Annotated in this window: 23 protein-coding genes; 14 read left to right on the top strand and 9 right to left on the bottom strand. The window is 32.6% G+C overall.

Features of this window, described 5'->3' with window-relative positions; all coding sequences use genetic code 11:
* Positions 1 to 53: 53 nt before the first annotated feature.
* The 10 genes from GC105_RS17145 (at position 54) to GC105_RS00925 (ending at position 10,296) form a co-directional block, all read left to right on the top strand.
* Positions 54 to 419 carry an SdpI family protein gene (locus GC105_RS17145; RefSeq protein WP_152800734.1) on the top strand — a complete coding sequence of 122 codons (366 nt, stop codon included), beginning with the start codon at positions 54 to 56 and terminating at the stop codon, positions 417 to 419.
* Positions 420 to 546: 127 nt separating this feature from the next.
* Positions 547 to 1,254 (top strand): ABC transporter ATP-binding protein, encoded by a 708-nt coding sequence (locus tag GC105_RS00885; RefSeq protein ID WP_193708220.1) that lies wholly within the window; start codon positions 547 to 549, stop codon positions 1,252 to 1,254.
* 15 nt (positions 1,255 to 1,269) lie between these two features.
* Positions 1,270 to 1,881 (top strand): ABC-2 transporter permease, encoded by a 612-nt coding sequence (locus tag GC105_RS00890; RefSeq protein ID WP_152800738.1) that lies wholly within the window; start codon positions 1,270 to 1,272, stop codon positions 1,879 to 1,881.
* Positions 1,881 to 2,483 carry an ABC-2 transporter permease gene (locus tag GC105_RS00895; protein WP_152800740.1) on the top strand — a complete coding sequence of 201 codons (603 nt, stop codon included), beginning with the start codon at positions 1,881 to 1,883 and terminating at the stop codon, positions 2,481 to 2,483. The genes GC105_RS00890 and GC105_RS00895 overlap by 1 nt, the downstream gene beginning before the upstream one ends.
* A gap of 1,063 nt (positions 2,484 to 3,546) precedes the next feature.
* Positions 3,547 to 3,723, top strand: coding sequence for a hypothetical protein (locus GC105_RS00900; RefSeq protein ID WP_193708221.1), 177 nt, complete (start codon positions 3,547 to 3,549; stop codon positions 3,721 to 3,723).
* 116 nt (positions 3,724 to 3,839) lie between these two features.
* Positions 3,840 to 4,262 carry an N-acetyltransferase gene (locus tag GC105_RS00905; protein WP_152800744.1) on the top strand — a complete coding sequence of 141 codons (423 nt, stop codon included), beginning with the start codon at positions 3,840 to 3,842 and terminating at the stop codon, positions 4,260 to 4,262.
* Positions 4,263 to 4,910: 648 nt separating this feature from the next.
* On the top strand, positions 4,911 to 5,960 hold the full coding sequence (vanG, locus tag GC105_RS00910) for a D-alanine--D-serine ligase VanG (protein WP_152800746.1): 1,050 nt from the start codon (positions 4,911 to 4,913) through the stop codon (positions 5,958 to 5,960).
* The gene (locus GC105_RS00915) at positions 5,960 to 6,718 is read left to right on the top strand and encodes a M15 family metallopeptidase (protein ID WP_152800748.1); all 759 of its coding nucleotides are present in this window, start codon (positions 5,960 to 5,962) and stop codon (positions 6,716 to 6,718) included. Before vanG ends, GC105_RS00915 begins: the two co-directional genes overlap by 1 nt.
* Positions 6,715 to 8,853 carry a serine racemase VanT catalytic subunit gene (vanT, locus tag GC105_RS00920; protein ID WP_343029917.1) on the top strand — a complete coding sequence of 713 codons (2,139 nt, stop codon included), beginning with the start codon at positions 6,715 to 6,717 and terminating at the stop codon, positions 8,851 to 8,853. The genes GC105_RS00915 and vanT overlap by 4 nt, the downstream gene beginning before the upstream one ends.
* A 516-nt stretch (positions 8,854 to 9,369) precedes the next feature.
* On the top strand, positions 9,370 to 10,296 hold the full coding sequence (locus tag GC105_RS00925) for a ketopantoate reductase family protein (RefSeq protein ID WP_152800752.1): 927 nt from the start codon (positions 9,370 to 9,372) through the stop codon (positions 10,294 to 10,296).
* 360 nt (positions 10,297 to 10,656) lie between these two features.
* Here GC105_RS00925 and GC105_RS00935 read toward each other — a convergent pair whose 3' ends face one another.
* Positions 10,657 to 11,334 (bottom strand): TetR/AcrR family transcriptional regulator, encoded by a 678-nt coding sequence (locus tag GC105_RS00935; protein WP_152800754.1) that lies wholly within the window; start codon positions 11,332 to 11,334, stop codon positions 10,657 to 10,659.
* A 657-nt stretch (positions 11,335 to 11,991) separates the two neighbouring features.
* On the opposite strand from GC105_RS00935, the gene GC105_RS00940 reads away from it, so the two are divergent.
* Together GC105_RS00940 and GC105_RS17400 are read left to right on the top strand one after the other, a co-directional pair.
* A complete protein-coding gene (locus GC105_RS00940; RefSeq protein WP_152800756.1) occupies positions 11,992 to 13,155 on the top strand; it encodes a uroporphyrinogen decarboxylase family protein in 1,164 nt (387 codons plus the stop codon).
* Between the two features lie 12 nt (positions 13,156 to 13,167).
* Positions 13,168 to 13,299 (top strand): hypothetical protein, encoded by a 132-nt coding sequence (locus GC105_RS17400; protein WP_281350048.1) that lies wholly within the window; start codon positions 13,168 to 13,170, stop codon positions 13,297 to 13,299.
* 120 nt (positions 13,300 to 13,419) lie between these two features.
* On the opposite strand, the gene GC105_RS00945 is transcribed toward GC105_RS17400, so the two are convergent.
* The 3 genes from GC105_RS00945 to rsxC all read right to left on the bottom strand — a co-directional run bounded on the left by GC105_RS00945 (position 13,420) and on the right by rsxC (position 16,957).
* Positions 13,420 to 14,301: a methylenetetrahydrofolate reductase gene (locus tag GC105_RS00945; protein ID WP_152800758.1), complete on the bottom strand. Its 882-nt coding sequence runs from the start codon at positions 14,299 to 14,301 to the stop codon at positions 13,420 to 13,422.
* Positions 14,302 to 14,376: 75 nt separating this feature from the next.
* The gene (locus GC105_RS00950) at positions 14,377 to 14,991 is read right to left on the bottom strand and encodes a methylenetetrahydrofolate reductase C-terminal domain-containing protein (protein WP_152800760.1); all 615 of its coding nucleotides are present in this window, start codon (positions 14,989 to 14,991) and stop codon (positions 14,377 to 14,379) included.
* A 1-nt stretch (position 14,992) separates the two neighbouring features.
* Positions 14,993 to 16,957, bottom strand: coding sequence for an electron transport complex subunit RsxC (gene rsxC / locus GC105_RS00955; protein ID WP_152800762.1), 1,965 nt, complete (start codon positions 16,955 to 16,957; stop codon positions 14,993 to 14,995).
* Positions 16,958 to 17,318: 361 nt separating this feature from the next.
* On the opposite strand from rsxC, the gene GC105_RS00960 reads away from it, so the two are divergent.
* A complete protein-coding gene (locus GC105_RS00960; protein WP_152800764.1) occupies positions 17,319 to 17,915 on the top strand; it encodes an MSMEG_1061 family FMN-dependent PPOX-type flavoprotein in 597 nt (198 codons plus the stop codon).
* 205 nt (positions 17,916 to 18,120) lie between these two features.
* Here the strand turns inward: GC105_RS00960 and GC105_RS00965 are convergent, their stop codons facing one another.
* Positions 18,121 to 19,296 (bottom strand): MFS transporter, encoded by a 1,176-nt coding sequence (locus GC105_RS00965; RefSeq protein WP_193708222.1) that lies wholly within the window; start codon positions 19,294 to 19,296, stop codon positions 18,121 to 18,123.
* A 378-nt stretch (positions 19,297 to 19,674) separates the two neighbouring features.
* On the opposite strand from GC105_RS00965, the gene GC105_RS00970 reads away from it, so the two are divergent.
* A complete protein-coding gene (locus GC105_RS00970) occupies positions 19,675 to 20,211 on the top strand; it encodes a DUF2284 domain-containing protein (protein ID WP_343029912.1) in 537 nt (178 codons plus the stop codon).
* Positions 20,212 to 20,387: 176 nt separating this feature from the next.
* Here GC105_RS00970 and GC105_RS00975 read toward each other — a convergent pair whose 3' ends face one another.
* The 4 genes from GC105_RS00975 to GC105_RS00990 all read right to left on the bottom strand — a co-directional run bounded on the left by GC105_RS00975 (position 20,388) and on the right by GC105_RS00990 (position 23,227).
* Positions 20,388 to 21,038 carry a flavodoxin family protein gene (locus tag GC105_RS00975; protein ID WP_152800770.1) on the bottom strand — a complete coding sequence of 217 codons (651 nt, stop codon included), beginning with the start codon at positions 21,036 to 21,038 and terminating at the stop codon, positions 20,388 to 20,390.
* Between the two features lie 310 nt (positions 21,039 to 21,348).
* On the bottom strand, positions 21,349 to 22,113 hold the full coding sequence (locus tag GC105_RS00980; protein WP_152800772.1) for an ABC transporter permease: 765 nt from the start codon (positions 22,111 to 22,113) through the stop codon (positions 21,349 to 21,351).
* Complete coding sequence (locus GC105_RS00985) at positions 22,110 to 23,027, bottom strand: ABC transporter ATP-binding protein (protein ID WP_343029913.1); 918 nt, start codon at positions 23,025 to 23,027, stop codon at positions 22,110 to 22,112. The genes GC105_RS00980 and GC105_RS00985 overlap by 4 nt, the downstream gene beginning before the upstream one ends.
* Entirely contained in the window at positions 23,027 to 23,227 is a 201-nt protein-coding gene (locus GC105_RS00990) for a PLD nuclease N-terminal domain-containing protein (protein ID WP_152800774.1), read from the bottom strand. The genes GC105_RS00985 and GC105_RS00990 overlap by 1 nt, the downstream gene beginning before the upstream one ends.
* Between the last annotated feature and the right edge of the window lies 1 nt (position 23,228).

Consider the following 23,228-nt stretch of genomic DNA (forward strand, 5'->3'; position numbering starts at 1 on the left):
CGATTTTTGAGATCAAGGTAGCAAGTAATATAATTTAGAAAGGAAAGATTGACGTGGAAATTAAGTTTTTATGGGTATATTTATGGCCAATACTACTATTTTTAACGGGAGTTATTTTATCTAAATCATCACCCACTAAAATTAATAGTATATTTGGTTATAGAACTAAAAGAGCGAGCTTATCAAATGAGACATGGAGTTATGCTAATTTGAGACTAGGAAAATTATCACTAATTTTTGGTGGAATTCTTTTATATGTTTCAATTTTTTCTGAGATAATTAGATATTTTAACCTACAAGAGAATGACTATATAAATATTCATGCATATTCAGGATTACTTGTCTGGCCAATATGTATATTTATTATTCAAAGAGAGTTGCGACAAAAATTTGATGATAATGGAAAGGAAAAAGATTAAATAAATATATGTTTAGTTCTATACTAATGAATAATGTTTCAAATGTAGAGCGATTGAATATTATTCTACAAAGGATTTATATGGTCTAAAATATTGTGAAAAAGTAGAATAATTTGGAGGTGATATGATGGAAGATGTACTAAATATAAAAAATCTCACCAAAAGATATAATGAATTCTGTCTTAATAGTATTAGTTTTACACTTAGAGCAGGAAGGATATTAGGGTTGTTAGGATCAAATGGTTCTGGCAAATCGACGATCATCAAAAGTATTATTGGACTGATACAACCTGATTCTGGAGAAATAGAGATTTTTGGAAAGTCATTATACAGTGATGAATTATGGATCAAAAATAAAATTGGTTATGTTGGAGATGATTTTTTTTACCCGGAAGACTTAACCTCTGCCTCATTAAATATATTAATGGGGTCAGTATATGACGAGTGGGAATCAAGCAAATTCAAGACTTATTTAGAAAGATACAATGTACCAAAAAAGAAACAAATTGCTACGTTCTCAAAAGGGATGAAAATGAAACTTTCTTTATCGGTTGCCTTATCTCACAACCCTGATTTAATAATTCTAGATGAACCCACTGAAGGTATAGATACAAAAGATAGACATGAAATACTTAGAGACTTAGAAGAATTATCAAAGAATCAATATAAAAGTATCCTTATTACTACACATCATATTTCTGAAATGGAACATATTATTGATGATTTAGTGATTATAGAACAAGGTAATATGATTGTTACTATTGGGAAGAAAGAGCTATTGGAATCTAGACCGGATTGTACCTTGGAGACAATCTACATGGACTTATTAAAATAATAAGGAGAGGTTCACATGATTAAAATATTGTTAAATGATCTAAATAGGCAAAAAAAAATTTTATTCTTATATGTAATCGGTATTTGTGTCATATCGCCTTTTTTTGAACCACTATATTCATTTTTTATTTTTAGTATAGTGAGCATTAGAATTACTAATTATTCATGTAAATACGATGATGATTTTAATATGCATAGGTTTTATTCAATTGTACCAAATAAAAGAAAATTGGTAGTTATAGAAAAACATATATTTTTTAGCATGCTTATCATTACTGCACTGATCATTATTCAAATTGCAAAGCATTATTTCAATCTCATATCCAATAATTATGAATATATAATTCTATTATTTATTGCTTTATTCGAGTACTTTTATTTAATTCTCTATTTTAAAAAAGGTTCAATCTACGCTATGAATATGACAAGACCAGTTTATTTTTCTATATTTATTGGAATTATGTTATTTGGTCAATTCTTAAAAGGGGACAGTACTCTAAAGGACAATATACAAAGGGGAATATATATATTAACGGATAGTATAAGTTATAGTATTGTAATATTTATAATATTAACATTTTTATCAATTTTATTGTCTGTATATTTTTATAGAAAGAGAGAATTGTAATGAGTACATTATTATTACGTGAAATACGAATAACAAAATACAATATTCTTATGTTCTTATTTTTACTATTAATGCCACTCAACAATGAGCCTCTTACATATGTTCTTTGCTTTTTTATGGTTGTTAATGCTATAAATATTTCATTTTATTCTGATAAAAAGAATCGTCTACATATATTTTATGAGGTATTACCCATAAAACAGAGATTTTATGTGTATTTAAAATTTGTATTCACGTTTTTATTATTATTTATTGGAAACATAATCATATTCTCAAGTAACTTATTATTTACACAGAAAATGAATTTCAAAATGATTGCTTTTGAGTGGACAATTATTCTTATATCCATTTATTTACCAGCTTGCTTTATATTGAGTACACGACAGAGAGATTATATTGTCATTGCAATGATTATAATGGTAGGGTTTGGTTATAAAATGATTTCCACAAACTTTATACTTTTACTTGTAAATAAAGTATTGCTTATACCAGGATATTTATTGACATTGTTAACGGTCTTTATTGTCATTGTATCTTATATTATATCAATCAAATTACATAGAATTTGGAATTATAAGATAATGATAAATTCAGCTAAATAATATAATATTATAAATACTTAGAAGGAACACATATTCTAATTGTCTATCTTTTTATTCTCAAATATTTGGTGTCCAATATACACAGTTAAGCTGATTATCGGTCCTGTAATAACATAATGTAACCACTTATTTAAATCAAGGCTGGTCACAACGATAAGTATAGTTGTTATCAATACAAAAAATGAAATAGTTTCATTGTATATCCTCCTATGTTCTTATACTAGAATAAACGAACCACGACCACCATCTGATGTTTGGTATGTTGCTTAATCAACAAAGTATTATCGATAGCATTCACAAATGAGACATTGCGCTAGAGACTAGGAACTATTTTTTTTCTTTTCATATTATATTTCCTTTAGTATACTAAAGGTAAAGTGGATTTGTGCCATTTGACGTAAGTGGTTGTTATTTGGGTTTAAGCGGTCGTTAAATTATTTTTACTCAAGATGTATATTCAAATAATATTTCTATTATTTCAGTCTACTTTTATTTTTATTTTTCTTATTATCCCTATGAATTCCTTAGGATTTTTGCTAAAATATTGACCATAGAGGGATTTAGTTTTGGGAGGATTACTAAAGCTAGTGAGTTCTAACAGCTCCTGAGGTCATGTGGGATTACTATAGTTCATTTCTCATTTTTAATAATATAATAAAAAAACGAGGTATTTGAATGAATAAAAAATTTAAACAAATCCGACAAACGGTTATGGTAATATTATTAGGATTTGGTATTGGAATACTGATACTAACTCAAGTAGTCGAAAGAAACAATTTAATAGGATGGAAAGAACCAATTACACTTTTAGTTTGGATTTACATAACTTTAGTATTTATTTACATCATATTTCTTAATGCAATTCCATTAATATTGAATTATTTCAGAAATAGATAAATTACAAACTAATCAATTAATAATACTAATACTAATACTACACCACAGATCTAGTAATTTTATCTGTGGTGTAATATACTCATTTGTTTATACGATGGTTTACGCTTTATAAGTGAAAGCTATGATAGAGAAACTACAAATTCAAGGAAATGGAAGGGGTAAGTATATGACAAAGAAGATAAAAGGTAGATTACTATTTGTTTGGAGTATAATTGTATTTACCTTAACTTTTAAGCTTGAAAATCAATTCGAATTAGGTTTTTGGAAGTATATGATAATATCAGTACCTTTATTTACAATTGGGAACATTATTATTGACAAATTTGTAAAGGTTGATGAATGAAAAGGATTAATCAATGAATGAAAATAACTTTAGCAAATAGTGCGAATTATCATTGCTCACTGTATCAACTACTGTAGCTGCATCTTCATAAAATTAGTAGAAAAGTAGAGGTAAATATGATTAGGAAATTTGAAATGGATGATTTAACAGATGTTATGAATATTTGGCTGGAATCAAATATTAAGGCCCATGATTTTATTGAAAAAAATTATTGGCAAGGAAATTATGAATTAGTAAAAGAGATGTTGCCAAATGCAACGATATTTACCTATGTAGATAATAAAATAATTAGAGGATTTGTAGGTCTGATAGGGAATCATATTGCAGGCATTTTTGTTGATATAGAGAGTCAATCTAAAGGTATAGGTAAAACTTTACTTCATCATGTGAAAGAAATTTATTCGTCAATATCATTGCAAGTTTATAAAAATAACGACAATGCAGTTCAATTCTATCTAAAAGAAGATTTTGTTATCACAAAAGAGCAAATTGATGAAAACACTAAGGAAATTGAGTATGTGATGTATTGGGAAAAATGAACTGAAAAAGGATGGGGGAGTTATAGCTCCTCTAAATAATGATATGGGTGTAACTGATGTTAAGAGCTCGAATTAAAATCTAATACTATTTAAGTAATTAAAACAACCTGAATACCATACAAAAAATGGTTTCAGGTTATTTTGCTTTCACAAACTAGAAAGTTTATTTTAGCTCCTGTACACTTACCTTGCCTTAAGATAAAAGATTTATGGAATAATTTAATGCCTTATATTTGTCAAAATCAAAAAGAAGTTTATGAAATTGGTCACAATATTGTTCTAAGTAGTAATTCATATTAATCCCCCAATTCTTTAAATTGATAATACGATTTTTTTATATATTAGTAATTGAATAAGCTATTATATATCCCAAAACACTAGATTTAAAACAATATATGTAAGCGTGGGCTGGTCTTGACTTTACTATACAAAAAAATTGTCAAATTGTATAGAGATACTATTTAGCAAATAGAGTGGATAAATTTTGCTTTTAAATTGAAAATTCGTGCTTTTTAGGAAAATTGTAAGAATTTTTTCATAAAGAAGTAAAATTATCTTGGTAAGCTTATTAAACTGAAGCAATTAAAATCTTTTCAACATAGTTGAAAGGTCAGTGCTATACAGAAAGTGAAAAAAGGAGAATAAGAAATGGACAAGAAAAAACTTGCAGTTATATTTGGAGGACATTCTACGGAATATAATGTATCTCTACAATCGGCTTACTCTGTACTGATTAACTTGAACAAAGATAAATACGACATAATCCCACTTGGGATTAGTAAAAGCGGTGATTGGTTTCGATATTTTGGTGCTTATGAGAATATACAAAATGATACATGGTTTGAAGATGGGAAAAATCTAACCTCAGTTGTAGTTTCGCAAAATCGAAGTAACAGAGGACTTATTGAACTCAATTTAAATGGAAATAAATTTATAAAACTTGATGCTGCTTTTCCAGTATTACACGGCAAAAACGGTGAAGATGGTACAGTTCAGGGTTTGTTTGAGTTAGCAGGTATACCTCTAATTGGATGCAATACACTTAGCTCTGCTCTCTGTATGGACAAAGACCGAGCACACACCATTGTGAATAATGTAGGAATTTCTGTTCCACAGGCGATAGTTATTCAACAACCTATAGATAAAGATATGCTGTTAAACATAACCCAGAAATTGAAATATCCATTGTTCGTAAAACCTCTTCGGGCAGGATCCTCATTTGGAATATCAAAAATTTATAATCAAGATGATTTGCCTAAGGCATGTGCAGTTGCTTTTAAACACGATAGTGAGGTAATTATTGAAGAGAACATTGATGGTTTTGAGGTTGGCTGTGCTGTATTGGGAAACAAAGATTTAGTAGTAGGTAGAATTGATGAGATTGAACTGACAGATGGTTTCTTTGATTATACAGAAAAATACTCATTAATTAGTTCCAAAATTCATATGCCTGCAAGAATAGACGTAAATACCGAAAAAAAGTTACAAGAAACCGCTTGCACAATTTACAAGGTTCTCGGTTGTTCCGGTTTTGCAAGGGTCGATATGTTCTTAACACCAAGTAAAGACATTGTTTTTAACGAGGTAAATACAATCCCTGGATTTACCTCTCACAGCCGTTACCCAAATATGATGAAAGGTATAGATTTGTCTTTTGTAGATATTATAGACAGGCTTATCGAACTGTGTGAAGTATAATGACAACCCTAACACTAAATAGAAATGATGTTTATACTGGAAATTTAGTTCTTGTAAATGAAAGATACCCACTTGTATCCCAGCGTAAAGTAAAACTTATTCCAGCCAATGTAAATCACTCAAGTATATTTATGGAACCAGATGCAGTAACTGCTTTGTCCAATATTTTGAGTAATATTAATTGCACAGATGAAATAGTGCCTGTAAGTGGATACCGTTCAAAAGAAGAACAGGAACAAATATACGTTGATTCTCTCAAAGAGAATGGACAAGAATATACAGAAAAGTATGTTGCGCTTCCACAATGCAGTGAACATCAAACAGGCTATGCAGTTGATTTGAGTTTTAAAAAGGGTGTAATTGATTTTATCTGTCCTGATTTTCCTTATGATGGCATCTGCGAGATGTTTCGCAAAACAGCCCCCAAATACGGTTTTGTAGAACGCTATCAAAGTGGTAAAGAAGATATTACAGGCATTGCTCACGAGCCATGGCATTTTCGTTTTGTAGGTTATCCTCATTCGGAAATTATAATCAATAGAGGTCTTTCACTTGAAGAATATATTGATTTCATTAGACAATATCCCTATGGTGGGAAGCCTTTAGAAATAATTGGAGGAAAAGCGACAATACATGTATTTTATGCGCCAATACAATTGTGTGACCAAATATTACTCAATATGCCAGAACATTGCTTTTATCAAGTTTCGGGTAATAATGTTGACGGCTTTATTATAACCATATGGAGGAATGAATAATGAATAATGAAGAATATTCAGGAATAGATTATTTTAGAATAATCGCGGCAGTATTAATCATAGCAATTCATACATCACCATTGGCAAATTACACCTATACTGCTGATTTTATTCTTACACGTATTATTGCTCGTATTGCAGTTCCTTTTTTCTTTATGACATCAGGCTTTTTCTTATTTTCGGGGTACAATTATAATAATGATAAACTTAAGAATTTTATTAAACGAATAGCCCTTATTTATGGTGTTTCTGTCGCACTCTATATTCCTGTAAATATATATAATGGATATTTCGCTGTAGACAATCTACTGCCAAATATTTTCAGAGATATGGTGTTTGACGGAACTTTCTATCATTTGTGGTATTTTTCTGCTGCTATTATTGGTGCATCTATTACGTGGTTGCTGGTTAAAAATATAGGCATAAAGTGGACATTTATAGTTGCTGCTTTCTTGTATTTTATTGGATTATTAGGTGATAGCTATTTTGGCTTTTCCGAACAAATTCCGTTCTTGAACAGCCTATATACCAATCTGTTTGAGCTTTTTGATTATACACGAAACGGTATTTTTTTCGCGCCTATATTTTTTGTACTTGGCGGTATTATCTCAAGTAAGAAATGGCATCTTTCTTTGAAAAACAATATAATTGGATTAACGGTTACATTTTCCCTTATGCTGATAGAGGGTTTGATTTTACAAAATTGGGGCCTCCAGAGGCACGACAGTATGTATATTATGCTTATCCCATTAATGTTTTTCATATTTACCGCTCTTACGAACATACGTGGATGCAGAAAACCAAAGTTGAGGGTGTCAGCTTTGATAACTTTTATTATTCACCCTATGATGATAATTGTTGTTCGTGGTTTATCAAAAGTAGTGGGTCTGCAAGCCTTATTGATTGATAATAGTTTTGTGCATTTTCTTGTTGTTGGAGTATCTTCTGTTATTGTATCGTTTATTCTCGTTGCATTGATAGCACGTATAAGAGTAAAATCGAAACAAAGTGGAGTATTTGATACTGATAGGTCGTGGATTGAGGTGAATTTAGATAATTTGAAGCATAACGCAAGTGTATTGCAAACGGCTATGCCTACGGATTGTGAGATGATGGCGGTTGTAAAGGCGGAAGGCTATGGTCACGGTGGGCTATCAGTATCAAAATATTTAAATAGAATAGGGGTAAATGCATTTGCGGTTGCAACAATTGATGAGGGTTTAGAACTAAGGCAAGGTGGTATTAAAGGAGAAATATTGATTATGGGATATACAAGTCCAATAAGGGCAAAAGATCTTCATAAGTACGACCTCATACAAACATTGATTGATTATGATTATGCTGTTATTTTAAACGAACAGGGTTACAGTATTAAAGTACATATAAAAATTGATACGGGGATGCATCGCCTTGGATTTAATCAATACGACACTGTAAAATTTGAGAAAGTTTTTAAGGCTAAATATCTGCAAATTTGCGGAATATACACTCATTTATGCGTTTCACAGAGTCTTGATATAGCGGATGTTGAGTTTACAAATGCACAGGTCTCTGGATTTTTTGATTTGCTTGACACTCTTTCAAAACAAGGAATTAAGCTGCCCAAAATACATATCCAAAGCAGCTACGGCCTTTTGAATTATCCTGAGCTTAAATGTAATTTCGTAAGAATGGGCATTGCATTATATGGAGTATTGAGCTCCGGTAAAGATAAAACAAAATTGCAGATTGGTTTACGCCCTGTATTATCATTAAAATCAAAGATAGTACTTATCAGAGATATTTCAGAGGGTGAAAGCGTTGGATATGATAGAAAATTTATTGCAAATAGAGATAGCCTGATAGCCGTATTACCTATAGGTTACGCAGATGGACTACCTAGAAACCTTTCATGTGGTAAGGGTAGTGTTCTTATCCACGGCTACCGCGCACCTATTGTAGGGCGAATTTGTATGGATCAGCTTACCGTAGATGTAACAGATATCCCTAATATTCATATAGACGATATTGCTACTATTATCGGAAAAGACGGACAAGATGAAATATTTGCCACAGAGCTTGCTGAAAGTTCTGAAAGTATCACAAATGAATTACTATCCAGAATGGGACGTAGATTGAAACTTGTTAATTATTAATCGTGAAGAGGTTTTGAAAGTCACATTCAGAATTTAAGGTTCTTATTTTTGTATTGTCATAATTTATGTCAGATAAGATGAAAGTATCTAGATTACCAAGCATTGAACCGTTTTTAGTCCGAAGATTCTTATACTTATTAATTTTTTTTCTTTCTTAAATTGAATAACTTTCTTAAGATCAGTAATTATGTTTTAGTTTGATAAACTTACCCCATTTCCTCCTACGGTGATAAACTTCCGAATTAGAAAATGTTGGGTAGTTGGGAATTATGTTTGTGGCATACTGTCAAAAAGAGCTGTCTGATTATTAGACAACTCTTTTTGATTTGAAAAATATCATTTATATAACATTATGAAGAAAAGAATGAAAGAGAGTAGAACAGTATTGCTTAAAACTATTGTAATTCTATTCTCATGCAATTTAAATTATAATATATTTATGATAAAGTATAATTAAGTCAATTATGACTCTATCATGAACGAATATACTGATAGATAAACTAGGATGGTGAAGATATGGATAATACTAAAGTTTTAATTGTGGGAACAGGTGCTATTGGAAGCTTTTATGGTGGGAAGTTAGATTGTGCAGGTGCTCAAGTATCTACTTTATGTAGATCTGACTATAATCATATAAAAAAATCAGGAATATCTGTAAAAAGTGTTATGGGAGATTTTCACTTTATGCCTTATGAAGTAATTAATAAAATTGAAGATTATTCTTCAATACCTGATTATATACTTGTGACAACTAAGGTTTTGCCTGGTATTGATATACAAAAAATAATAGAACCAAAAGTAGGAAAGAATACAGCAATAGTATTAATTCAAAATGGCATTGATATTGAAAAACCAGTGCGTGAGGCTTTTCCCAACAATGAAATAATAAGTGGTTTAGCATTTATTTGTGTTTCAAGAACTTCCCTAGGTGAAATATATCACCAAGATTATGGACGGTTAATAATAGGTAATTATCCAAATGGTTTATCTCCAAAGGTCAAGTATCTACAAAGTTTGTTTATTAAAAGTGAGGTTGATTGTACAGTAGATGATAATATCGTCAATTCAAGATGGAAAAAAATGATCTGGAATGCACCTTTTAATCCTATATCGGTAATAGGCGGAGGAGTTGATACAAAGACGATTTTAGAGAATAGTGAAGCAAAAAATTTAGTCATTAATGTAATGAAAGAAGTGTTGGAAATAGCAAATAAATCAGGTTACAATTTACCAGAAACACTTATTCAAAAAAATATTGAAGATACACTTAATATGAAACCTTATAAAACAAGTATGCTTTTAGACTATGAAAATAATAGACCTTTAGAGGTGGAAGTTATTTTGGGAAATGCTGTAAAAATAGCACGTGATTTAGATTTGTCTGTCCCTAACTTAAAAGCATTATATTCTTTGTTGTTGTTACTAGATAAGAATAACATTTAACCGAACACTTGATGCCCTGTTAATCTTGGAAGCTAGGCGCCCAAACTAGGCAAAGCTATTTACGCTTATTTGGTTATTCATTTGCATTAAATTACTTTGGTGGTATCCTAGATTTACCAGAATGGTTTTCAAAAACAGCTATTCAAAGTTGGATTCCTAGAATGCCAATTGACAAATTCAATGGACAAATATTTATTGCGATTACTGTGATTAGTATCGCTTTGATGATATTAGGCTACATAGGTTATAAAAAGCGTGATATGGTTGAGGGAGCTTAAATAGTTTTAAGAAGATATCATAAATGCAGCTCTAGAGCCTTATTAAATAAAGGATTAGAGCTGCTTTTTATTACTCAAAATATTATGTTTGTATAATTAAGAAATCTCTATATATGTCAATATAGGATAAGTCCATGGGTTTGATATACTGAGTTATAAATTCGTTCTTCATTTTTATTGTCAACTTATTTTCTGGATAAAAAATATTTAGGTATGTAGAAAAAACAAAAGTAATGGCATCATCAAACTTAATTTTATCTTTAATAAGAAAGTCAACTACGCTAATATCATTGTTTGCTATTGTTAGAGCACTTAGTTGCCATATAGCATGATTAGTTTTTTTCAAGGGACTCTCAGTTAATTCCCATATGGGAATGCTCCTGTTTATTAAAGCATTAATAAAGTCTTCTTTTGCACTTGAAAATAAGTCACAGTAAAACTGTGCAAATTTCTTATCATTGCTGAGTAGTTTAAAGTGTATCGAAAAATAAAGCAAGGTAAAATATTCAGATTTTATTTTAAGTGGTACTTTTTCATTAAAATAAGTTTGTGCCAATTTATATACATTTTCTAAATAGTTATCAAGTAGTACAATTCCTAAATGATTTTTGCTTTTGAAGTGTTTAAATATTGCACCATGGGTAATTGATGAGTATTTTGCAATTTTACGTATTGTAGTATTATTAAACCCTTCGTTATAGAAAAGGTATATGCTGTTATTCATTATTTTTTCTTTTGTAGAGAGAACACTAGTAGGCATAAGGATTGTCCTTTCAATATTATATAAAATCGTTTCTGATATATTATATCATATAAGTAGCAGTACTTATTGACTACTTTATCCAGCGCAGATTATCCTCAACCCCTTTGGGGTCTCGGTCGTTGGCACTTGCTCCCTTGAGAAGTGAGAAGTAAGAAGTGAGAAGTGAGACAAAAACCCCAATCCTGCATCCAGCTTCTCGTTTCTCGCTTCCTTATTGCGAGCCAATCTGCTGCAGATTTCACCTCAACTGCTCTGCAGTCTCAGTCGTTGGCACTTGTTCATAGAAGTCATCTGTTTTTCTCGTGCAAGCACGAAAAATCATATGACTTCTGCGAACCAATCTGCTGGTGCGGATATTATATCATATATTGGGTGGTCGTACGTAGAATCTACTTTGTCCTCCGTAGATTGCTTCGACCGCTTTGCGGTCTCAGTCGTTGGCACTTGCTCATAGAATTCCTTTCTTTTTCTTGTGCAAGTACAGAAAAATAAATTAATTCTGCGAGCCAATCTGCTGGTGCGGACAATAAAGAGTAATTTTATACAACTTTATAAATTTGTATTGACAAAACAATATACAAGTTATAGTATAACATTAAGTGACCACGGTTACTGGACAAAGATGATAACTAATTATAAAAGGATGGTGATGTTATGTCAAAAGAGCAATTGTATCAAGAAAGAGTAAAACGTATTGTAACTACCGTTAATCATGAGCAACCGGATCGTGTGCCAATTTTGTCAACCTATGGGACATGGGCTATTTCTTATGCAAATAGCACTGTGCAAGAAATAGCTGATAATCCTGAGAAGGAGATTGAAGTATTTAGCAAACCTCACGAAGATATTTATTCCGATGCAACGTATACAAATGGAATGGCTTTTGATGCAAGAAGTGCTGAGATCATAGGTAGTAAAAGTCATTTTATTTCAGAAGATGGACAGACTGTACAACATAAAGAAATTACACCTATGGAAGTGTCTGATTATCCTGAGTTAATTAGCAATCCAATGGAATTTATATTTAATAAGATGTTACCACGAAAGGCTGCAAATTTAAATAAGACTCCAGACGAAAATTATAAAGCAATTAAAGAATTGCTAGAACACTGGAAAGTGAAGAGCGGAGTTCAAGGAAGATTACTAAATGAATTGAAAGTGAAGCATGGTTTACCTGTTATTACAGGTAGTTTTGCTTATCCAGCTATGGATATGGTTTTTGATTATTTAAGAGGTTTTAAAGGAATATCCATGGATTTAAGAAGAAATCCTGAACAATTATTAGCAGGAATTAGCGCTCTTGAAGAATATTCATTTGATCTAATGGGTTTGCCAGAGAATACAAAAGTAGAGCCATTCCCATTCTATGCGACTATGTTTCATTTGCCCACTTTTATTAGTGCAAAGCAGTTTGAGAAGTTCTTTTTACCCACCTACGATAAAATGCTTAAAAGAATTTATCAAAGTGGCGGTAAGATTATTATGTTTTTGGAAGGAAGATGGGAAGATAAGTATGATTGGTTAAATAGCCTCCCTAAAAACTTTGCACTTGGAATAATTGAAGGTGATGACGTTTTCGAAGCAAAGAAAAAAGTTGGTGACAATATAACAATTGTTGGTGGTATGCCTATGGAACTTCTAAAATTAGGAAGTAAGGATCGATGTGTAGATTATGCAAAAAAAGTAGTGGATGAATGTGCTCCTGGTGGAGGCTATATCTTTGCGTCAAGCAGGGAATTCTTATCAAAAGGTGATGTGAATGTTGAAAATTTAATAGCAGTGAACGAGTATGTTCATAATTATGCCGTATATAAATAGGGGGATTAGATTATGGAAGATAATAGAACAATATTAGATTTACTCGAAAAACTTCAAGCTGAAGAGTTTGATTTCTTACCACCTGATGAGAATGTTAGAAATGGTTTTATGACATTTATTAAATTTATTATACTTGCTTCGTAATCGTGGTATATATTATATAAAAAGAAAGCACATAAAATGACGTGTTAATTATACACGTCTTTTCATGTGCTTATTTCACTCTTAGCCTGTTACTATGCAAAAATTCTGAACAAAATTACTTTATATTTGGGCAAGTTTAAGAATGTCAGGAACCTTAGATTCCCAGCCTAATGCCATAATATGTACACCTTGACAGTACTCCTTACATTCTCTAATTATACGTGCAGATATCTCAACGCCAGTAATACCAGCCTTGGTTTTTTCTTTGTCTTTTTTCAATTCGTCAATCATATCTTGTGGAACAGTTATGCCGGCAACATTGTCGTTCATAAACCTTGCCATACCTGCGTTTTTTGGAATTACGATTCCAAGCATTACTGGCACTCCAAACTGTTTGGCTTTTTCCATAAACCTCATAAATTTTTCAGGTTCATAAACTGCCTGAGTTTGAAAATATTCTGCTCCCGCTTTTACTTTTGCTTCCATTTTTGCTAACTGGACATCGACTGAATCACTGCAGGCTGATACAACAGCTCCCTTGGCAAATTTAGGAGGTTCTCCATCGAGGGGATTTCCAGCTAAATCAAATCCTTGTTCAAGTGTTTTAACCATATGGATTAACGATACGGAATCCAAATCGAAAACAGGTTTTGATTGTGGATTGTCGCCAAGTGTGGTGTGGTCACCAGTTAAAAGTAACAAATTTTCAATGCCGAAAAGTGCAGCACTCAAAATATCTGACTGTAAGGCAATACGGTTTCGATCCCTGCAAGTTAATTGAAATATGGGGGTTAAACCTTCATCTTTAAAAGCTTTGCATGTTGCCAAGGAACCGAGGCGCATGACAGATGACTGGTTATCTGTCACATTAACGGCGGTAACATTATCTTTTAAGTAGGTGTTCACTTCATCCATTAAATGCTCAATATGAAACCCTTTTGGGGGACCTACTTCTGCAGTGATTGGAAACTCACCACGTTGAAATAACTCGGTAATTTTCATTTTTAATCGCTCCTTCTTATAAAAAAGTTTTATCTAATACATAGAAATATAGTCGCCATTACTAAGTTATAACGGCTATTCTACATAAGGATTTCCATAATTGCGAATTTTCGTGGGATATTTTAATGTATCCAGCTTTTTCAGCTTCTCAAGTTTTATGTATATTCGTTCCCATCCGCAATCCATATCTTTGTCGACTTCACATTTACCATTTTTTGAGCCACCGCATTGTCCATTAATTAAGCTTTTTGAGCATGCGGTAATTGGACAGACTCCACCTGTGTAATTTAAGTAACATTCTCCGCACTGACCGCAATCGAATTCTAGCGGAGTGACTCCCTGAAATCCTGGTAAAGGATAAGTATCACAAGCAGAATACACTTCTATATCTTCTAAATATTTTGCGACGGTTTGTACTCCAACACCGCAAGAAAATACCAGTACCGTGTCAGCTTCCTTGATCTTATCCAAGTATTTTTTAAGTTGCAAGCTCAGATTATCTGGATTGCATATGTAATCTCTTGTAATTACTGCGGACACGTTCCCGTTGGACGACAGTTCATTTTGCATTTCAATAGCTTCATGTTCAGGGAAATAAACTTCTTTGCATCCATGACAGTTTATGATAATGGTTTTCCCTTTTACAAGGGGAGCAATCGCATCTTTTGATTTTAGTTGGGTAATCAACATATCATTTACCCTCCCTTATGGCTTTTTTTCCGACTTTTATATAATCTATAATCGGAATTTTTGATGAACAAATGCTTACGCAGCATCTACATTCCATACAATCCATTATATTTTTCACTTTCATGCCTTCCCAATCCTCTGCTTCTGCGTATTTTGGATAATACAACGGTTGAAGTTCCATTGGACAAACGTCGGTACAACGACCGCACTTGATGCATGATGCCGGTTCTGTTTCAATCGTCTCCACAGCAATGATTCCATTGGTGCCTTTTATTACCGGCACATATAGGTTTCCAAGTTCGAAGCCCATCATAGGCCCACCCATTTTAATAGTGACATCATCACCACTCACACCACCGCAATAGTCGATAATTTCTTTAACAGGGGTTCCAATTTTCACGATGTAATTACCAGGCTTGTTCATTCTTTCACCAGTTATTGTTACAACACGCTCAATTAGTGGCATACCTGTTTTGATCGCATCGGACACGGCTTTGACGGTACTGATATTACTTACTACTGCACCTACGTCAAGTGGCAAACCTCCTCGCGGTACTTCTCGTCCCAAAACCCGTCTTATCAGCATCTTTTCCGCACCTTGCGGGTACTTTGTTTTTGCAACCACCACATCGATATTGGCTAAATCTGATGTCTTTGATTGTAATAATTCTATGGCATCAGGTTTATTGTCTTCAATGGCAATAATACCTTTTTCTGCCCCTGATGCTTTGAGTAGTGCTTTCAAGCCAAAGATTACATCATCCGCATATTCTACCATGACTCGATGGTCCGCTGTAAGTAGTGGCTCACATTCACAGCCGTTGAGCAGAATAGTTTCGATTGGTTTTGGTGCTTTGAGTTTAACAGAGGTTGGAAATCCAGCGCCTCCCATTCCAACGATTCCTTTTTCACGGACAATGTCGATAATTTCTTCCGGGGTAAGGCTTTCTAAGTCTCCGGCTGGTTGGACGGATTCGTGCACAGTGTTTTTTCCGTCAGATTGAATGACGATAGATAAGACATCAGTGCCAGAAACAGGATGTAAGCGTGGTTCAACTGCTACTACTGTACCGCTGATACTGGCATGTATTGGACTACTGATAAAGCCTTTTGCTTCACCGATTTTTTGACCGACCTTTACTTGTTGACCAACTTCCACAATTGGGTCTGCTGGCGCACCTGCGTGCTGAGATAGTGAAATCACGACAGTAAGAGGATCTGGGAAATGCACTAGAGACAGATGTTCGCTGAACTCTTTATGCTCTGAGGGATGAATTCCTCCATAGTAGCCATCAAATCGCTCCTCACGGACTGATTTGACATATTCGTTAATGAACTTGAAGTTTACTTTTGAATAATCGCGAATTTGCATAGATAGGTCTAAAAGATTTTCTATCCGCCCTTGCTTTTCCATTCTTTGATAGATTTGTTGCCATCCGCAATCCATATCTTTGTCTACTTCACATTTACCGTTTTTTGCGCCACCACACTGTCCATTGACCAAACTTTTCGAACAGTCAATAATCGGACAGATACCACCTGTAAGGTTTAAATAACATTGACCGCATGCATCACAACGAGTCGTTGTTAATGCCATTCCGTGATGCCCCCTATAGGCAATCGAATCGCTGGCAGCGTAAACTGGATTATCCATTAAATCTGCAACTGTTTGAATACCTAAGCCGCAGGAAATGACAAACACATCTTTCGCTTCTGCTGGCAATAAAGACTGAAGCATTTTCGATGTTGTTGTTGTGTTACACAAAAAATCGATTTTTGCTCTACCAACGAGAGTTTTACCCTGTTCACTGGCGATTTCCTCAAAATGGCTGCATTCAGGTTCGTCACCAATTTCAAATTCCTTGAAACATTTGTTACAAGCAACAACAAACAGGTTGTCCTTATCCTCAAGAAATGGGGCCAACTCTTCCTTTCTTTTTAACTTAAATTTGGTATAATCAACCAATTCCAATTCCCCCCTTTAACTTAGTGCAACAAAAATCTAAATATTTATTTTTGGAACCTATGTAATCGAGTACACAAAAAAACATATTGAAACTTATGATTGCAATAAACCTCATTAAATTTTATCATAATACTCTGTTAATTTCCATAAAGTTTGTTTTTATTTTATCATTAAGATAAAGAATACTTAGAAATGGGGAATCTTTCTGCTTTATTTGAGAGGGAGAAAAACAAAAAAATGGTAGATAATCTATGTTATAAGTCAAAAGACTTTTTTAGTTGTAAAATAATCATTTCATCATTTATAATTAAGGAGATAATATTTGATTATATTATAATACTGAACATGGGGGAGCAATTTAATGGAGATATATAATTTTTCAAAGGAAGCAATTACATCAGTAGAGGAACTTAGAGAAATTGTAGGGGTTCCTCATGAGTTAATAATAAAAAAGAGCATTTCTTTTATAGATGATCACTGCAAAAGATTTATATCTATGTCGCCTCTTTTGTTTCTATCTACATCTAATTCAGAAGGGAAATGTATTGTTTCACCACGTGGCGATTCACAAAATTTAGTTAAGATTCTAAATAAACAACAGCTAGTTATTCCTGATCGTTCTGGTAACAGGCGATTAGATTCTATGATAAATATCTTATCTAATCAATATGTTGGTCTAATATTTATTATCCCAGGTTTAGAAGGAGTACTGCGTATTAATGGACGGGGAACGATTATTAAAGATAAAGAAATATTAAATGACATGAGTTTGAAAGGCAAATCTCCATTTCTCGGCATAGGTGTGGATGTGGAAGAATGCTTTGTCCACTGTCCAAGGGCATTAAAAGAGTCGAAAATCTGGAGCTCAGAGACTTGGCAAAACCCAGAGAATCTACCATCCATAATGGACATGTTTCATAGTCATTTGAAGATCAACGGTGTGGAATTGGATGAATAATACAAAATAGAAAAAAAGTATACGATTAGATATACTTTTTTAATAGAAACTCAAATTAGTATGTTAGAAGAATTAAATACAATATAATTTTGTATCCACTAAGACACATTTCGTAGATTGCTAAGGTGAAATTCAAGTAATTGATATTACTTGTTCCTATTGTATAGAGCATAGATTTTTGTATACATTTACAAATACAAAGTAATTACTCTATTAACCTCAATTTATCTTTTGCAATAATATGAGTACCAATAAGAACAATAACTGATAGAGCGAATAGTCCGATAATTGCTATAAGGAATTTTATAATTTCGCCACCATTTCCAAACTGATTAGCTAAGGAATTGATTATCAATGGGGAAACAAACATTCCAAAACTAGAAGATGCACCTGCCATAGCTATAGCTGTGGCACTCATAGATGGAGCAACAGAGGAAGAAACTATAAACATAATACTCGGAAACATAAGAGATAGTCCGAACCCAGCGCATGCAGTTGCAAAGAATACTGAGGGTAGATTCCCAATAATGAAAAGCGGTAACATTCCTAGGGCTCCTACAATAAAAGCGCTTGGAATAACAAAGTTTTTAAGAACTCTTTTTAAATAACCATATCCAAAACCTGTTAGAGCACCGACACCAGACATAAGAGAGTTTGCTAAACCACTTGAAGTAGCATCTCCTAGCCCGTTATTACTTATAAAAAGAGATATATTTGTTGGTAGTACGTATATTAATGTGCTAAAGCAGAAAAAAATGAAACACATAAAATAAACACTTAAGTTGAGTTTACCCTTAGGAATATGATTATCCTCTATAGGATGAATTGGAGGATCATTGGATAGGTTTTTAACGACAATAAATATAACGGGTATATACAACAAATAAACAGCATAAGAGAAGTTCCAATTTATACCTGCTAGTATACCTGCTAGTAATAATATAACCATACTTCCACCATTTACAAAGGCAGATTGTAAACCCATTAACGAACTACACTCATCATCTTTGAAATAATCTGCAATCAACGCCATGGACATTGTCGCGTTAATCCCTTGACCGATACCTATTAAAACACTTGAAAAAAGAAGTATATAGATACTGATAGTACCCATAAAAAATGCTATAGAACCTCCTATGAAAGAGCAGTAAAGTGCACTAAGAACCAAAGTTTTTTTTGATATCTTAGTAGATAAAGGACCTGATACTAGTGCAAAAATCATTCCTAAAAGCGCAGGAATTGTTAAAACCATTTGTATAATCGATTTATCAACCTCTGGAAAATGCACTGAGATATCTGCTAGAATTGCAGAAGCTGTCATAGATGCCATTAATACAGAAGAAAATGCAAAAATAGCTATTTTAATTTTTTTCTTATCCATCAAATCACTCCAAAATCTAATATAATGACTATTGTTAATTAAAACATATATGAACACAGGTGTCCAAATATAGGTGCACATAAGAAAAATCTAAACTACTAGTTAAGGCAGACTATTTTAAACAAATATAAATCTACTTATAATAATACAAGATAGTTCTAATATAGTACAGTACTAAACTTATATAGTACGTGTATAAATGATTATTCTCTTTATATTGATTATAAAACCTACCTCATATTGTTAACTATTAGCAATAGGAGGTAGGTTAATGTTAATGATTTAATAAAGAAATGTTTAATTGTACAATGAATACATTATGTATAGAATATTGTATAATAATATAAAAAAATTTTATATATGGAAAGGAGATGTAGTGTGATAAATACTTCAAAGCTTAACAAAGAGTTAACACAACTTCCTATTAATGAATATGTTTTCTTTAAGTCTAAGGATGTAATATTTTCTGATGAAGTACGGATGATTTGTGAGAAAAATGGATGCGGGATGTATGGTACTTCATGGGCTTGTCCTCCTGCAGTAGATAGTATTCAAAGATGTAAGGAACAATGTTTGCATTACGAGCACGCTTTTATGTTTACTACTGCAACGGTAGTAAAAAACAGTTATGATATTCAAGGATGGATAGATGCTCGAAGAGAGCATGAAAAATTAACAGATGATGTTGCCAAGATTTTTCGATCCTATTATAACAACTGCTTAATATTATCTACCGAAGGATGTTCAGTATGTAAAGTTTGTACATATCCAAATAACCCATGTAGATTCCCTAATAGTATGTATCCAGCAACTGAAAGCTATGGAATCTTAGTAATGCAGCAAGCACAAGTTTGCAATATTAAGTATAATAATGGACCTAACACAGTAACATATTTTAGTATGATATTTTTTTGATATTAGTGGAATACTTACATATTTTGTTAGAATTCACTATTTCATATTCGATTAGAGCTGTGTAGTGTATTCAACTAATGTAAGAACAAACGCTGTTTCCCTTTTGAAACCGAGTTTGTTCTTAATAAATAGTATAAGGATCTTTAATGACCTTCACCTTTGTTCCTTACTATCTTTTATTTGTCTAGCAATTGAATCCCTAAATTATATACATTCTCTAGATCAACTGGAAATACTTCTTGATGACGTTTCATTCGTTGTTCAACTTTAAACATATCTGAAACATATTTTGAATAGTCACTAAATTGTAGTGTTTCTGTACTTAAGTAAGATTGGCTGTTTCCACCAAATATCATATTACATAATCTTTCATTTGAAGATAATGATTCATCGAATTTTGTTATTTTTACGGCTTCTTCTGGCATATTCATAGTATAGACAAAAAGAGTGTTTAGTTTTTTTGAAAAAAGAGTACGATTATCTTCTTTAGTGTATACTAAATAAGGAAACCATAATCTTTCTAATAGGCATCTAAGCATACCTGTTACATCTCCAAAGTATATAGGTGAACCAATAACAACTGCATCAGCATTAGTAAAACTTTCTAGTAATGGAGTGAGGTCGTCTGTCATGGCACATTTTCCATAACTTTTTCCATCTTTTAATTTACACGCAAAACAACTAGTACATCCCTTATATTTTAAATCATATAAATGGATGAGTTCAGTATCTGCACCTATTGAGGCAGCACCTCTTAAGGCACTTTGTAAAAGATTTGCAGTATTCCAATCTTTTCTTGGACTTGCATTGTAAGCAACAACTTTCATAAAATCACTCCTACTTTTTTTATGGTTTAAATAAGTATATCAAAATCTATTGTAAATTAATATATATATATTAATTTATCCCACATTAACAGGCACTAAGACTCCCGTCATAGGTTGTGGGCTTCTAGTTCCTTTCAGTCGCTTCAAATATCGCCAAGTTTCACTTATCTCTAGATTAAATCAAATCACTAAAAAACAAGGCTAATTGAAGTTAGTTAGCCTTATTTTTAGATAGGAAAAGTATAAAAAAATTTAAATGCTATTTATGTATATTTATGTAAATGATCATTATATATATGCTACATAAAAATTACATTTGCTTTTTTTTAAATAGTATAATAGCTGATGTAATAAATGCTATTATTCCAACTCCACAAATAACAATAGCCCCAGTAAAATCAGAGATAGGAACATCCCCAGTAAGCAGAGCCATATTGTTAGATGCCAATGAAATAGGATTGTAATTTTGAAGATTTGGAACAATATTTACAAGCATTAGTACAACAACTAATCCACTGGTAAGAAGTAAACCTCCATAGCTATTTTTAAACAGAACACCTCCTAGCATGATAATCGCAAGGAGCAAGATCCCAAAGAGCCATAGGCAAAATACTGAGAATCCGATATTATTAATGCTTTCACTGCTCCAAAAATATGCTGTATAAAAGTAAGTGACAGCAAAGCATAGTATATAGCATAGTGTCCATACTGCGCTGGACATTGTAAATTTAGAAAGAATTACAGTGCTACGAGACAATCCTTTTGTAAGTAAATTGATTAGTGTGCCACGGCTAAACTCACTAGTCATTACTCCGCTGAATACGATAACGAGGACAATAAGTCCTATTTGTGGCACATTACTGAAAAATTGCATCCATGAATCTAGTGCTGTTGGTTCAGCTATGGCAATAACCATCCCCTCAGGCATAAAGGAGTCAAGTAGTTGAGGTGTTATCTTTGCAGTAATTGGGTTCATCATGCCTAGCAATAAAAAGACTGTAATCAAAATAAAAAATTTGTAGGTACTCCAAATTTCATGAAATTCTTTTTTCGTAAAAGCAATATAGGATCTCATTTTACCACCTCCATAAAAAGGCTTTCAAGTGTAGGCTCGAGTACTTCCAACCGGATAGGAAGGATCTTAGTCTCTGTAAAGGCTGATATTACTGCCATCTCTGTCTTTTCAATATCGTGAGTATGGAAAATAATGCTTGTGTTAGTTACCTCAACATTGGTCATAAGAGAAGCAAGTGAGTGTGAAGTCATAAATTGTTGTTTATCTACTTGAGAAGCAAATTCCACTAATAACCCATCTTGCTTATGTTGGGATTTGACTTCAGATAGTGTGCCACAAAGTGCTAGTTTTCCACCATGTAATACGGCGATATTATCACAAATCCGCTCTACATCAGATAGAATGTGGGTAGAAAATAACACTGTAGTTTTTCCTTTGACTTTATGAAGTATATCGAGTATTTCCTTTCGCCCCACTGGGTCAAGTGCGGAGGTTGGTTCATCACAGATTAGTAGTCGGGGTTCATTTAGTAATGCTTGAGCAATACCAAGCCTTTGTTTCATACCACGAGAAAATCCACCTATTCTTTTGTTGAATTTATTCAATCCTACTAGTACTAAAAGTTCTTCACTTCTGCTTTTAATTTTATTTTCTGATAGCCCAGTGATTTCACCACAAAGTTTTAAATATTCAAATGGTTTCATATAACCATAAAATTCAGGAACATCTGGTAAATAACCAATATATTTATTTGTTTTATTTTGGCCATAAGTAACCTGTTCTCCACAAACATTGATTTTCCCACTTGTAGCCTTCAACAATCCCAACACCATCTTCATAGTAGTTGTTTTGCCAGCACCGTTTTGACCAATAAAGCCAAAAATAGAATTCTCCGGTACAGAAAAAGACAGATCGTCAATCACATTATTTGTTCCAAAACTTTTAGATAGATGTTCAATATTAAGGATATCCACTATTCTTCACCTCTTCCAAATACGAAATAAATAATTGGACCGACAATTTGAATAAGTACCACAACAAAAATCCAAATAACTCTATTGCCAAAGCGATAATTAGGATGCCTTAACACGTGAATCAAAGCAGTAATTAAAAGTATTAATTGAATAATTAATAGTGGCATTAAAAAGGGTAAGTATTCTATAATATCTTGCATA

Source organism: Alkalibaculum sporogenes, assembly GCF_009362815.1.
Classification (GTDB): domain Bacteria; phylum Bacillota; class Clostridia; order Eubacteriales; family Alkalibacteraceae; genus Alkalibaculum_A; species Alkalibaculum_A sporogenes.